Here is a 14,672-nt window from a genome sequence, read left to right on the forward strand (position 1 = left end):
GCTGTCCTAAACGTAATTTCTACGTTTAGGACAGCCTATTCTATTCTTTCTGTTCTTTTAATCGTGCTGTGTAATTCCTTTCCAATTATCGGTTCTGAAAGGTGCGGCAGGCAATCCTTCTTGATTAAACAGATTCACATCAGGATTATTTGCCCAAGAATAACGTACAGCCACAGGGTTAGCTATCTTCTCTGAGTAAACCACTACTTTATCTCCGTCGATATAAGCCTTTGCCCATTCAAATTTTTGGTCTGCTCCTGCAATGGCAAAACCTTCAACGTATCCGTACTTATTCTTTACACATAGCCCTTTGCCTGTGTTGTTGTACGAAATGATTGCTTTATTACCTTCAATATTCATTTCCTTAAAGGTAGGGCCTGAATATACGATATCCTTCTTGCCATAATCTTTATTGAGTGCGATAAGAGCAAGGCGAAGACCAACATCCTGTTTGTTGCGAGGGTGAATATCGTCTGCATCGCCTATATCTGTAATCACAGCTTCACCTGTTTGAGGAAGAGAGAGTGTCATTGTTTGGGCTTCACGCAATTCTGCCCATTCGCTATTCACCGGCTTGTCGTCCTTTGCCGTATAACTGGCCAGCTGTACCCAGTAGAATGGGAATTCGTAGCCCCATTTTGTACGCCAGTTGTTTATCATTGTGGGAAATAGGGTACGGTAATTGTAAGCCTGCGATGCATTATTTTCTCCCTGATACCAAATAGCTCCTTTGATCGCCAATCCGGTTATAGGGTTTATCATACCGTTGTATAGCAGCGAGTAATACATATTAGGAGAAATATCGATAAACTTATACATTTTGTTGGTTACGGCTTCTTTGTATTGCCATTCTCCGGCCAAAGGGTATTGCTTCCCTTGCACTTGCAGATACATTTGTTCTGCTTTTCCATATATGCCGCCGCCGCCGCCGTTATCGGTGATTTTTACTACAATGGTATTGTTTCCACTTTTCAGTACATTTTCCGGTATCTTGTAGCTCCTCTTCACTCCGTAACCTTCTGTTTCTCCAATTTTTATACCGTTTATCCATACAATGTCATTATCGTCTATCACGCTTAAATCTATTGTTGCAGCTTTCCCTTCACTTTCTTTTGGTAGCGAAATGTTATATTTGAACCATATAATACCATCAACATTGCCAATCACATTTTCCCACATTTGTGGCAATTGCATCTTGTTCCACGCTGAGGTGTTGAATGAAGGTTCGTACCATTTTTCACTGATGCTCGGATCGTTATTCAGTGCATTCAGATATTTGGCTTTGTTTTCTTCATTGGTTTTGGCAAACTCATCAAAGTTGTCAACCTTAAAATCTTTGTATCTTTCTCTGAATTTCTCGGGAAGGCTGTTAAATGCATCGCTGCTTGTCCATGTTTCTATATCTGTACCTCCCCACGAGGAGTTGATAATGCCTACAGGGATATTTAATTCTTTATTTAATTTGCGAGCAAAAAAGTATGCAACGGCAGAGAATTCTGATACGGTTTGAGGAGAACATACCTGCCATGTTCCGCTTAAATTGTCTTTGGGTTTCATGCTGATATCTTTCACTACGTTGAATGCACGTATCTGAGGGTAATTGGCATCCTTTATTTCCTGCTCATAGTTATAGACTGATCCCCATCCGTGTACAGCCATTTCCATGTTCGATTGTCCCGAGCATAGCCATACTTCACCGATGAGGATATCATTTAATGTGATGCTATTCTTTTTTCCTTTTACTTCCATTGTATAAGGACCACCATACGATACAGGATTGAGTGTTGCAATCCAAGCTCCATTCTTATCGGCCTTTACTTTTTTTATTTGGTTCAGAAAGTGTACTTCTACAGCTTCATTCTTGTCAGCCCAACCCCATATTTTGATAGGTTTGTCACGCTGAAGAACCATGTTGTTGGAGAAGATGTTAGCTAGTTTTACTTCTGCGTGAAGTGCTGAAGTAAAGCACAAAAGGCAGAAAAAGGGTAAGAGTAATGTTCTTTTTGTCATGGTATTAAATATTTTTTGTAAAAATAAACATTAAAAATTTATTTTTAAAGCAAATGAGAAACAAGTATTTTTCTCTTGCCTTATTAAGGCTCACAGGGATTCATTATCAGTGAAACAAAAAAAGTTTATCTTTGTTATAATATTCGGATCCCAACTAAAAAACAACATAAAATTCATATGAATTACTTTAATTATAAAAGACGTCTGTCATCCGAAACCAGAATAGGGAATACTCCACTGGGCGGAAATAACCCTATCAGGGTGCAGTCGATGACAAACACCAATACGAACGATACAGAAGCAAGTGCCGAACAGGTAATAAGAATAGTAGAAGCCGGAGCCGACTATGTGCGCCTGACCGCACAGGGAGTTCGTGAAGCCGATAATCTGAAAAATATAAAAGAAGTGGTGCGTGGGCGAGGATATAATACTCCGCTCATTGCCGATATACACTTCAACCCTCGTGCAGCCGAGGCCGCAGCTAAGGTTGTAGAAAAAGTACGTATCAATCCGGGAAACTTTGTAGACAGGGTAAAAACGTTCGAAACCTTTGAATATACTGACGAAGAATATGCTCAGGAAATAGAAAAAATACGAGCTAAACTCGTTCCCCTACTCGATATCTGTAAAGAACACAAGACGGCTATCCGTATCGGGGTAAATCACGGTTCTCTCTCCGATCGTATTATGAGCCGCTATGGTGATACACCTGAAGGAATGGTAGAATCCTGTATGGAATTTTTACATATCTGTCTCGAAGAAGGATTTAAGGATATTGCCATTTCGATGAAGACATCAAACACGGTGGTTATGTCAAAGGCTGTACGTCTGCTGATTGCCCGTATGGAAAAAGAAGGGCTTAATTTTCCTCTGCATTTGGGTGTAACCGAAGCCGGAGACGGTGAAGACGGGCGCATCAAGTCAGCGGTTGGTATAGGTTCACTCCTATCGGATGGAATCGGAGACACGATTCGTGTGTCGTTGAGTGAAGATCCAGAATATGAAGTGCCGGTTGCCCGTAAGCTGATAGCATACATTAAGCAAAAAGAAAATCATCCTGAAATAGTAGCCACAGCAAGTGATAAGTTCTCTCCTTTTTCTACTGACAGACGTGAGACGTATGTAGTAGGAAATATAGGAGGTGATAGTGTTCCTGTTGTCATTTCAGATCGTTCGCAAGGTAATTTTGAGTTAAATAGTCATTTCTTGCCCGACTATTTATATGTAGGCAAGGAACTTCCTGCTGCTGCACCTCGGGCAATTCCTTCTATTATAGACGTTGAGGGCTGGAAAGGTGAAAAAAATACTTATCCGTTGTTTGATAAATCGAATTGGGATAAAATCAATAAAACAGATTCGGCTATCAAATTCCTCCGCTTGTCTTATCCTGAGTTGGATAAAGATATTTTAGCGTTGTTGAAGAATGATAAGTCTATCGTTGTCATTGTTTCTACTGATCATATTAACGGAGTAGGCGAACAGCGGGCTTTTATTCATACATTGATGAATAATGATTGCGATACGCCTGTTGTCTTCAATCGCCACTATACAGAAAATGAGTCGGAAGATATTCAGATAAAAGCCGCAGCAGACTTCGGAACATTGTATCTCGATGGATTTGGGAACGGTATTATGTTGCAGAACGAAGGTACAATTCCTCTAAAGAATATTGATGCTTATATGTTTGGTATTTTGCAGGCATCACGAGTGCGTACAAGCAAAACTGAATATATTTCGTGTCCGAGCTGCGGACGTACCTTATTTGATCTACAGACAACTGTTGCATTGGTAAAGGGGGCAACTTCGCACCTGAAACATCTTAAAATTGGTGTGATGGGATGTATTGTCAATGGTCCCGGAGAAATGGCTGATGCCGACTATGGCTATGTAGGCGCAGAGAAAGGAAAAATTTCTCTTTACAAAAAGAAGAACCTTATAGAGAAAAATATTTCTTCGGCCGAAGCTGTAGAACGTCTTGTTCAGCTTATAAAAGAGAATGGTGATTGGGTAGAGCCCGAAAACTAAAAAAACATTGAACATATGGAATGTGATGCCTATTGTTTTGTCTGGTTGAACAGAATAATATATTAATAAAAATCACATTCCATATACCTAAATTCTTTCCCTATATTCAGTTGGGGTAACTGCTTTGATTTTCTTAAAGACCCGGTTATAATAGGGGATATCTTTGAATCCCGAAGCGAAACATATTTCGGCAATTGCCATATTTGTTTTTGTTAGCATTTGGCACGAAGACTCGATGCGGTATTCTGCCAGGTATGAAAAAAATGTTTTCCCTGTCATTTTTTTAAAGAAAATACAAAAAGAAGATTTATCAAGCTGCACCAATTGAGCCATTTCTTCCAATGTTATGGTATTCTGATAATTATTCATTACATAAAGCAATATTTTTTGCATCCTCTTTGTTTTCTTGTCTTCAACTATGGGTCTGCCTACTGCACTCGTATTTTCTACAGATGAGATTATTGATAACAGTTTGATGAAAGAAGACAGTCGGTCTATTGTTGTCTCTTTTGCCATTTGTAGTAAAATGCTCTGCAATCGAACTAATGTCTCCCCCTTGAAAGAAAGGGCTTCAGTATTTTTTTGATTTTTTTTTATATAGGTCTCCAGTTCAGGAAAAGCAGAAGAACATTTCTCCAATAACTGTTCGGAGAACGTGACGGTTATGTTTTCTATTTCTCCGTTTTTATCAGCATCTAATTCGTCGAATGACCAGCAATGAGGGATATTCGGTGGTATCAGTATGATTTCATTTCTTGAAAATGGCTCTATAGTATCCCCTATAATGCGTGTTCCACTCCCAACTATAACATAAGAGAGTTCCCATGTTTTTTGTTGGTGAAGTGTTATTTGTTCATTCCATTTGATTTTTACATGGTCAAAATGAAATGAATATTCACGTTGTGCAGGTATATGAGCATATTTTACTTTTTTGAGCATTTTTAATGTATTCGGTTTGAAAAAGGCAAATATAAGACAAGTATAATAAAATATAAAACAATTGAGTATGTTGTTTTTGGTATATTTTTGTTGCCTATAATAGAATTTTAATTTGTAAAGGTAAATGAAAGAAGCAATAGATATTAAAAGCTCCAAGCCCCATTATGAAATACTTGATGGCTTAAGAGGCGTTGCTGCGTTGTTAGTGGTTTTGTTTCATGTTTTTGAGATTCATTCACATGGCGACCATAGTAAACAAATTATCAATCATGGTTATTTAGCGGTCGATTTCTTTTTCCTGCTCTCGGGTTTTGTCCTTGGGTATGCATATGACGATCGCTGGGGCAAAATGACATTGAAAGATTTCTTTAAGCGTCGTATTATTCGTCTGCAGCCTATGATTATTATAGGGTCTATTATTGGAGCATTATTGTTTTATTTTCAGGATTCACCGGCATTAGGATGGGGTGGAATAAACGAAGTTCCGGTTTGGAAGATGTTGTTAGTGATGCTGATTGGTTTCACCCTAATACCAGTAGGAAAAGGTTTGGATATAAGAGGTTGGAATGAAATGCATCCGCTCAATGGACCGGCATGGTCTCTCTTCTTCGAATATATCGCTAATATTGTTTATGCGCTTGTTTTACGTCGGGTATCAAAAATTGTACTCGCTATTTTAGTCGTGGTTGCTGCCGGATTTACCATTCACTACGCCTTAACCAATCCCAATGGAGATATTATAGGAGGATGGTCTATCGATGATTCTACTCAATTGAAAATCGGGTTTATTCGTTTGGCATTCCCTTTCTTAGCAGGGCTTCTGCTGGCCAGAATGGGTAAACTTCGTTATACGAAAAATGCTTTTCTATCTGCGGCTTTATTGTTGGTTGTTTTGCTTTCCGTGCCACGGCTAGGCGATGCGGATAGTCTTTGGCTAAACGGGCTATACGAATGTTTCTGTCTCATTATTATGTTTCCTTTTATAATTTGGCTAGGAGCAGGAGGCAAAGTGCAAGGATATAAGGCTTCTAAAGTATGCAAATTCCTCGGTGATATCTCATATCCGATTTATATTACTCATTTCCCTATTGCATATGTATACATGGCATGGGTAACAAATAATAATCTAACTTTAGAACAGTCATGGCATTATAGTTTACTTGTTGTAATAGCTGCTGTTGCTACAGCATATCTTGCTATGAGGTTTTATGATCTGCCTATTCGGGAGTGGTTGCGCAAGAAGTTTTTGTAATAATTTCAAAATAAGTATCATGCTTCGTAAAGCAATTAAACAATAGCCAATAGGCATGTTTAATTGCTTTATCTTTATCTAAGACTTGCAGTTCGAACAAATTATGCTCTGAAAGCATCGTTATTAATTCGTTTAAATCTGAAGAAATAACTATATTTGCGCCAATAAAAAATTGCAAGATATTCGGCTATGGAATACAACTTTAAAGAAATAGAAAAACGTTGGCATCAATATTGGATTGATAATAAAACTTACAAAGTAAAAGAGGATAAAAGCAAACCTAAATATTATGTCCTTGATATGTTCCCTTATCCATCAGGAGCAGGGCTGCATGTAGGGCATCCGCTCGGATATATCGCATCCGATATATATTCTCGCTACAAAAGGCTAAAAGGCTTTAATGTTCTCCATCCAATGGGTTATGATGCTTACGGACTTCCTGCCGAACAATATGCTATACAGACAGGGCAGCATCCAGCCATTACTACGGCTCAGAATATAAACCGTTATCGTGAGCAGTTGGATAAGATTGGCTTTTCATACGATTGGAGCCGTGAGATTCAGACCTGCGACCCCAGATATTATAAATGGACGCAATGGGCATTTATCCAAATGTTCAACAGCTACTATTGCTATGATGAGAACCAGGCACGCCCGATTGCCGAACTGATCGCAGCTTTCGAACAAGTTGGCACAGAAGGTTTAAATATAGCTTGCAGCGAAGAATTGCAATTTAGCGCTGCCGACTGGAAATCATATACCGAAAAACAAAAGCAAGAAATATTGCTAAACTACCGTATAGCCTACCGCAGCGAAACAACTGTAAACTGGTGTCAGGCTTTAGGGACTGTATTGGCTAACGATGAGGTTATAAATGGCTTGTCGGAGCGTGGGGGATACCCGGTAGAACAACGCTTGATGCGCCAGTGGAGCTTGCGTGTGTCGGCTTATGCACAGCGTTTGCTCGAAGGTCTGGATAAAATAGACTGGAGTGATTCTATCAAAGAAACACAACGCAACTGGATTGGACGTAGCGAAGGTGCAGAAATGAAATTCAAAGTAAAGGATTCGGATGTTGAATTCGAAATCTTTACTACCCGTGCCGATACCATCTTTGGAGTTACATTTATGGTACTTGCTCCCGAAAGCGAATATGTTCCTCAGGTGACAACTGCCGAGCAAAAAGCCGAAATAGAAAAATATTTGGATGCTACAAAACGCCGGACTGAGCGTGACCGCCTGATGGATAAAAAAATATCAGGAGTATTCACCGGCTCGTATGCTATAAATCCTCTTAATGGCAAAGAAATACCGATCTGGGTTTCTGACTATGTACTTGCCGGTTATGGTACAGGTGCAATTATGGCTGTTCCTGCACACGATAGCCGTGACTATGCTTTTGCTAAACACTTCAACTTGCCGATTATACCTTTGATTGAAGGATGTGATGTTTCGGAAGAAAGTTTTGATGCAAAAGAAGGAATCATGATGAATTCAGGATTCTTGGATGGGATGACTGTTAAGGAAGCGATTGAGAAAACAAAAGAATATGTAAGAGAAAACAAACTAGGACGTGTAAAAGTAAATTACCGTCTTCGTGATGCTATCTTCTCTCGCCAACGTTACTGGGGAGAGCCATTCCCTGTGTACTACAAAGAGGGTCTTCCTTACATGTTGCCATTAGATAAACTTCCCCTTGAGTTACCTGAAGTAGATAAGTATTTGCCTACCGAATCGGGAGAACCACCATTAGGACGTGCAACTAAATGGGCATGGGATGAAGCCAATGAAAAGGTTGTAGATACATCTAAGATAGATCACAAAACAATATTCCCTCTCGAGCTGAATACAATGCCGGGATTTGCCGGTTCATCTGCGTACTATCTGCATTATATGGATCCGTATAATGATCAGGAACTAGTTTCGAAAGAGAAAGATGAATACTGGCGCAATGTTGATTTGTATATCGGTGGTACAGAGCATGCTACAGGTCACTTGATATATAGCCGTTTCTGGGATAAATTTTTATTCGACATAGGCGTTTCATGTGAAGATGAGCCATTCAAAAAACTGATTAATCAGGGTATGATACAAGGGCGTAGCAGCTTAGTATATCGTATCAATGGAACAAATACATTTGTATCTTATAACCTGAAAGACAAATATGAAACTTCAGAAATCCATGTGGATGTAAATATTGTGCATAATGATGTGCTTGATATAGATAGATTCAAAGCTTGGAGACCTGAATACGAGACTGCCGAATTTATACTTGAAGATGGGAAGTACGTTTGCGGATGGAATATCGAGAAAATGGGTAAACGATATCACAATGTCGTAAATCCTGACGATGTAGCTGAAAAGTACGGAGCAGACACACTGCGTATGTACGAAATGTTCCTTGGGCCATTGGAGCAGTCCAAGCCTTGGGATATGAATGGTATCGATGGTGTTCACCGCTTCTTGCGTAAAGTGTGGAGTCTGTTCTATAAAGGTGATGAGTTTGTTGTTGCCGATGAAGAGCCAGCAAAGGAAGAGCTAAAATCATTGCATAAGCTCATAAAGAAAGTGTCTGCTGATATCGAATCATTCTCATTCAATACATCTGTTTCAGCGTTTATGATTTGTGTGAATGAATTGACTTCTTTAAAATGCAGTAAAAAAGCGATTTTGCAAGAGTTGGTTACCTTGCTTGCTCCTTTTGCTCCATTCGTTTCCGAAGAGCTTTGGTCTGCATTGGGTAATACAACATCTGTTTGTGATGCAAAATGGCCTGCTTTTAATGAAGAATATCTTGCAGAAGATTCATTCAAATATGGAGTTGCTTTTAACGGTAAGGTTCGTTTCGAACTTGAGTTTTCGGCAGATGCTGTACAAGCTGATGTTGAGAAAGCGGTGTTAAGTCATGAACTGGCTCAGAAATGGCTTGACGGAAAAACACCGAAGAAGGTCGTCTTTGTTCCCAAGAAAATGATAAATGTCGTATTGTAATCAATAACAATCCATGCCTAAAAGATATTTAAAGGAGTTTTACTGGAAGGATTACGCAACTATATTTGTTGGTCTGGCTCTGTATGCCGTAGGGCTTATTGGATTTATAAAACCCGGAGGTATCGTTACCGGAGGGTTAACAGGGATAGCCCTGCTTGTGGAATACGCTACAAATGCGAAGATTCCTTTGCAGTATACCTATTTTCTTGTAAACTGTGGATTGTTGTTTGTGGCTCTTAAGGTTCTTGGTCTTAAGTTTATGATAAAGACCATCTATGGAGTTGTTGTGCTCACTTTTCTGCTTACTATTTGTCAGTCCATGATAACCGAACCCATTGTAAAAAATGAGCCGCTTCTTTCAGGTGTTATCGGAGGGATGATGTGCGGAGTCGGGATAGGTTTGGTATTCAGTTCGAATGGTAGTACGGGAGGCACTGATATCGTTGTAGCACTTATCAATAAGTATAAAAATATAGCTTTTGGGCGAGGAATGCTTCTGTGCGACTTTGTGATAATCAGTTGTTCGTATTTTGTATTCCAGAATTATCAGACCATTATATACGGGCTTATTGTGATGGGTGTGATGACATATAGTATAGATATGGTTATCAACGGATTTCGTCAGTCGGTTCAGATACTTGTTTTCTCCGAAAAATATGAGATTATAGCCACTGCGATAAACCATGAATTGCACCGGGGCTGTACCGTTCTGGATGGTATGGGGTGGTATACGAAGAAGCCTACAAAGGTTCTGATTGTTTTAGCTAAACGCAACGAAGCACTGGAGATATTCCGCCTGATTAAAAGTATTGACGAGAAAGCATTTATCTCACAAAGTACTGTTCGGGGAGTTTACGGCGAGGGCTTTGATAAAATAAGGACGTAAAATCATGGATTTAAAAGGTAAAAATATCATTCTCACAGGCGCCTCTTCAGGAATAGGGAGAGATATGCTCGATATTTTAGCCTTATATCCGAATGTCAGAATTGTAGCTGTTGCCCGTCATGCTGATCGTATCCTTCAAAAAGAAGGAATTGTATACCCTTATGCTGCTGATGTAAGCAGTAAAGATGGAGTTGATAATGTATTCAATTATGCTCAGGAAGTATTTGACGGCGAGGCTGATGTCTTTATCGCTAATGCTGGTTTTGCTTACCTCGAAAAAATAAATAATTCCGATTGGCAGCATATAGAGAATATTTTCAATCTGAACGTATTTTCCCCTATCTATTCACTAGAGAAACTCCTCGCTGGCAGTAATAATAAAAGAGTTGCATTTGCTTGTACTATATCGGGCGCAGGCTTGGTTTCTTTGCCTGCTTACTCATTGTATTGTTCTACAAAAGCCGCACTGCACCATTTTGTGCAAACCTATAGGTACGAGCAGTCTGAAAACATACAGATAACAGCAGTTTATCCTGTTGCCACTCGTACAGAATTTTTTGATAAGGCAACCGGAGAAGATAGTACACCTTTGCCATTTCCTACACAAAACTCGCAAACTGTAGCAAAAAAAATTATCAGAGGGATCGAAAAAGGGAAGGAGAATGTTTACCCATCCTTGTTGTTTCGTTTCTTTTTTCCTATTGGAAGAGCTTTCCCTATTTTCCTGAAAATGTATTCCGGATTGGAAAAGCGGAAAGTTGGGAAATGGTTGTAATTACAGAATTTAAATCTAATAGAGTAAATAATAATATGTCAGATATATGTAAAAATTGTAGTACTCCTGTCTCTGGAAAATATTGTTCAAACTGTGGACAATCAACAGCTACTGCACGTATTAATTTCCATTATATTATACACGAAATACAACATAGTATTTTTCATGTAGATAGAGGAATTTTACACACAATAAAAGAACTCATTACGAGACCCGGTGACTCTATTCGCGAATACTTATCGGGTAAAAGAATCACCCATTTCAAGCCCTTTTCATTTATTCTTATTTTAGGGACTATATACGGATTTATATGTTTTTTCCTAAAAGTATATCCTGAAAACTCATTTGCCTATCTTCAGACAGATGCTGCAGCCAATAATTACAGTCAATTGGTTTTCGATTGGATGTATGGGCATTATTCTTTTGTTATGCTGGCTTTTATTCCATTTTATGCATTAGCATCCTATATAGTATTTAAGAAGTCAGGTTACAATTTCGTGGAGTTTCTGGTTATAAACTCATATATAGTAGGAATGCAGATCCTAATTCTTATTTTGACTTATCCTATTTATTATTTCACCCTCTCCATATGGGGCGTATTGCTGACGTTCTTATTTTGCTATTTATATCAATTCTGGGTATATATACAATTGTTTGGAAAGAGTTCACCTATCAAGACTGTATGTAAGACGTCGATAAGTATGGTTTTATCATTTTTGTTTGTTGTGATAGCTTCTTCTTTAGTTACATTTGTATTCATTTTTATCAACCATCGGTAGAGATATTTTAAGGGTTTAATCCTGTCTTCTTGTTTTTATAATATTCAAGGAGCTTGTATCCCATAATCCCAATTGTGATTCCGAATAATATACCGCAAGCAACATCGATAGGATAATGCTTGGCAAGATAGATGCGGCTATATGCGACAATTGTAGCCCAAATTATTGCCAGATAACCGTAATACTTAGAGCCGATCTTACGGAATAATAAAAGGAAAAAAGTAGCCATCGTAAACGTTGTTGCAGAATGAGACGAGAAGAAGCTGGTACTCGAACTGTATCTTTCTATTGCATGTATAACACCTGTCCAATCTTGATTATGTATCGGACGTGGACGTTCTACCATCATCTTAATAATATTGGTTAATAATGCACTTGCACCGATAGAAAGCAAGAAAAATATAACACTCGTTTTCTTCCAAACCTCTAATCTGTAATAGATAAACACAGCCATCAGGATACACATAATTATCCAAAAATGGTACGAACTGAAAAATAACATAACAGGGTCGAGCCAACCGATATGTTTACTGTTCAGATACAAAAAGAGTTCTTTATCCCATTCTATAATTTTGCGAAGCATTGGCGTATATCTTGAAAATGAACCACAAAGAAATATTATTTTACGATTAAAATGAAGAATATTTAAATCTTTTATATTTTTAGTAATTGCAAATCAATCGGTATCTGTCTGTAAATTGAATATATTGATGTAAATTTGCAACCATACATTATGGAAGGAACATTTAATATACACAGGGAGAATATAAATGAAAATGAGAAGGAGTTTGAGAATGCGTTGCGCCCTCTCACCTTCCAGAGTTTTCGTGGACAGAGTAAAGTTGTAGAAAATTTACAAGTCTTTGTGACAGCTGCAAAAATGCGTGGCGAATCGCTCGACCATACTCTGTTGCATGGCCCTCCCGGGCTTGGTAAAACAACCCTGTCGAATATTATAGCCAATGAGCTTGGTGTAGGGTTTAAGATCACATCAGGCCCTGTATTAGATAAGCCCGGAGACTTGGCCGGACTGCTTACTTCGCTCGAACCGAACGATGTTCTTTTCATAGATGAAATACACCGCCTTTCGCCTGTTGTGGAAGAATATCTGTATAGTGCGATGGAAGACTATCGCATCGATATAATGATAGATAAAGGGCCTAGCGCTCGTTCAGTACAGATAGAACTCAATCCGTTTACGCTTGTTGGTGCAACTACTCGTAGTGGTTTGCTTACAAGCCCTTTGCGTGCCCGTTTTGGGATAAATATGCACCTCGAATATTACGATATAGATACCCTTGTGCATATTATCTTACGATCGGCAGATATACTGAATGTACCTGCTTCGAAAGATTCTGCTATAGAAATTGCTTCACGTAGTCGTGGTACGCCCCGTATTGCGAATGCCTTGCTGCGCCGTGTGCGTGACTTTGCTCAGGTAAAAGGATCGGGTAAGATAGACAAAGATATCGCTTCTTATGCTCTCGAAGCATTAAATATAGATAAGTATGGATTGGATGAGATAGATAATAAGATATTGCTTATCCTGATCGATAAATTCAAAGGGGGGCCGGTAGGAATTTCTACAATAGCAACCGCATTGGGAGAAGACGGAGGGACGATCGAAGAGGTATATGAGCCATTTCTTATCAAGGAAGGTTTTATGAAGCGTACTCCTCGTGGACGTGAAGTGACAGACCTTGCCTACAAGCATCTGGGAAGGAAAAGAGAAAGTGAGCAAGGATTTCTATTTTAAAAGAATAAAACATTGAACTTAGAATTATTTATAGCCAAGCGGATTCATTTTAGTAAAGGCGAAGGAGAGAAAAAAGCGTCTTCACCTGCTGTTAAAATAGCTATTGCAGGTGTTGCAATAGGATTGGCAGCTATGATTCTGGCATTGTCTATTGTTATCGGCTTTAAGAAAGAGGTACGCAACAAGGTTGTTGGCTTCGGCTCTCATATTCAGATTACCAATCTGAATAACACCACTTCTTACGAAACATTGCCGGTAGCTGTTACTCCCGGTCTTTTAGATACATTGAGCCATGAGACGGGTATAGCACATGCACAGGTATATGCCACAAAACCGGGTATCATAAAAACAGATAGTGCATTTCAGGGGATAATTCTAAAAGGGGTAGGGAAAGACTACGATTGGGACTTTTTCAAGAAGAATATGATTGACGGTAAGATCATCAACCCTGATGATACCACAATCACCAATCAGGTTATTATCTCCAAGAATATAGCGGATAAACTTAATCTGAAGACAGGCGATAGTTTTATTTCGTATTTTGTTCAGGAACGCAGTGCCCGTAAGTTTAACATCACGGGGATATACAGTACCAATTTTGAAGATTACGACAAACTATTTGTTATAACAGATATCCGACTTATACAAAGGCTTAATAAGTGGCAACCCGATCAGGTAAGCGGTATAGAGCTGCTCGTAAACGAATTTGAGCAACTTGACCAGCTTACACAAAATATCTATTTAGATATGATGACTTATCGGGATGTGGATGGGAATACTTTTCTGACCCGCTCTATTAAAGAAATGAACGCGATGATATTCAGTTGGCTCGATCTGTTGGATATGAATGTATGGGTAATCATGATCTTGATGTTTGCTATTTCCGTTTTTACGATGATATCGGGATTGCTTATTATAATCTTGGAACGCACCAATATGATTGGTATACTTAAAACCCTTGGTGCACGAAATTTTAATATTCGTAAAACATTTCTCTATGTGTCTTCATTCCTGATACTGAAAGGGATGTTGTGGGGAAATATTATAGCCTTGACTGTGCTGTTGCTTCAACGGTATTTTGGCTTGATAAAGCTAGATCCCAATACTTACTATGTATCCGAAATGCCGGTGGATATAAATATATTACACATTATTCTTATCAACATTGCTACCTTAACCTTGTCGGTATTGGCTATGGTTGGGCCTTCTTATCTGATAGCAAAAATATCTCCTGCAAAATCACTTCGTTTCGAATAAGA

General features: G+C 38.8%; 11 protein-coding genes. 8 read left to right on the forward strand and 3 right to left on the reverse strand.

The genetic code is table 11. The features are described from left to right. Positions 1 to 57 precede the first annotated feature (57 nt). Positions 58 to 2,010: a sialate O-acetylesterase gene (locus BGO84_RS16055; RefSeq protein ID WP_291030731.1), complete on the reverse strand. Its 1,953-nt coding sequence runs from the start codon at positions 2,008 to 2,010 to the stop codon at positions 58 to 60. A 177-nt stretch (positions 2,011 to 2,187) separates the two neighbouring features. Between BGO84_RS16055 and BGO84_RS16060 the strand changes: the two genes are divergently transcribed. Beyond that, entirely contained in the window at positions 2,188 to 4,035 is a 1,848-nt protein-coding gene (locus BGO84_RS16060) for a 4-hydroxy-3-methylbut-2-en-1-yl diphosphate synthase (protein WP_291030732.1), read from the forward strand. 87 nt (positions 4,036 to 4,122) lie between these two features. Here BGO84_RS16060 and BGO84_RS16065 read toward each other — a convergent pair whose 3' ends face one another. Beyond that, positions 4,123 to 4,974: an AraC family transcriptional regulator gene (locus tag BGO84_RS16065; protein ID WP_291030734.1), complete on the reverse strand. Its 852-nt coding sequence runs from the start codon at positions 4,972 to 4,974 to the stop codon at positions 4,123 to 4,125. A gap of 124 nt (positions 4,975 to 5,098) precedes the next feature. Between BGO84_RS16065 and BGO84_RS16070 the strand changes: the two genes are divergently transcribed. From BGO84_RS16070 to BGO84_RS16090, 5 genes are all read left to right on the forward strand, one after another. Beyond that, positions 5,099 to 6,226 (forward strand): acyltransferase, encoded by a 1,128-nt coding sequence (locus tag BGO84_RS16070; protein ID WP_291030736.1) that lies wholly within the window; start codon positions 5,099 to 5,101, stop codon positions 6,224 to 6,226. A gap of 189 nt (positions 6,227 to 6,415) precedes the next feature. Further along, positions 6,416 to 9,217, forward strand: a complete 2,802-nt coding sequence (gene leuS, locus BGO84_RS16075) for a leucine--tRNA ligase (RefSeq protein WP_291030738.1) — start codon at positions 6,416 to 6,418, stop codon at positions 9,215 to 9,217. Between the two features lie 13 nt (positions 9,218 to 9,230). Further along, entirely contained in the window at positions 9,231 to 10,103 is an 873-nt protein-coding gene (locus tag BGO84_RS16080) for a YitT family protein (RefSeq protein ID WP_135106681.1), read from the forward strand. A gap of 4 nt (positions 10,104 to 10,107) precedes the next feature. Beyond that, on the forward strand, positions 10,108 to 10,878 hold the full coding sequence (locus BGO84_RS16085) for an SDR family NAD(P)-dependent oxidoreductase (RefSeq protein WP_291030740.1): 771 nt from the start codon (positions 10,108 to 10,110) through the stop codon (positions 10,876 to 10,878). A 35-nt stretch (positions 10,879 to 10,913) separates the two neighbouring features. Further along, the gene (locus BGO84_RS16090; RefSeq protein ID WP_291030743.1) at positions 10,914 to 11,657 is read left to right on the forward strand and encodes a DUF3667 domain-containing protein; all 744 of its coding nucleotides are present in this window, start codon (positions 10,914 to 10,916) and stop codon (positions 11,655 to 11,657) included. 7 nt (positions 11,658 to 11,664) lie between these two features. Here BGO84_RS16090 and BGO84_RS16095 read toward each other — a convergent pair whose 3' ends face one another. After that, entirely contained in the window at positions 11,665 to 12,240 is a 576-nt protein-coding gene (locus tag BGO84_RS16095) for a phosphatase PAP2 family protein (protein WP_291030745.1), read from the reverse strand. Positions 12,241 to 12,390: 150 nt separating this feature from the next. Here BGO84_RS16095 and ruvB point away from each other — a divergent pair, with 150 nt between their 5' ends. Further along, entirely contained in the window at positions 12,391 to 13,413 is a 1,023-nt protein-coding gene (ruvB, locus tag BGO84_RS16100) for a Holliday junction branch migration DNA helicase RuvB (protein ID WP_135106689.1), read from the forward strand. Positions 13,414 to 13,425: 12 nt separating this feature from the next. Next, a complete protein-coding gene (locus BGO84_RS16105) occupies positions 13,426 to 14,670 on the forward strand; it encodes an ABC transporter permease (protein ID WP_291030746.1) in 1,245 nt (414 codons plus the stop codon). The last annotated feature ends 2 nt before the right edge of the window (positions 14,671 to 14,672 follow it).

It is taken from the genome of Dysgonomonas sp. 37-18, assembly GCF_001899125.1.
Lineage (GTDB): Bacteria > Bacteroidota > Bacteroidia > Bacteroidales > Dysgonomonadaceae > Dysgonomonas.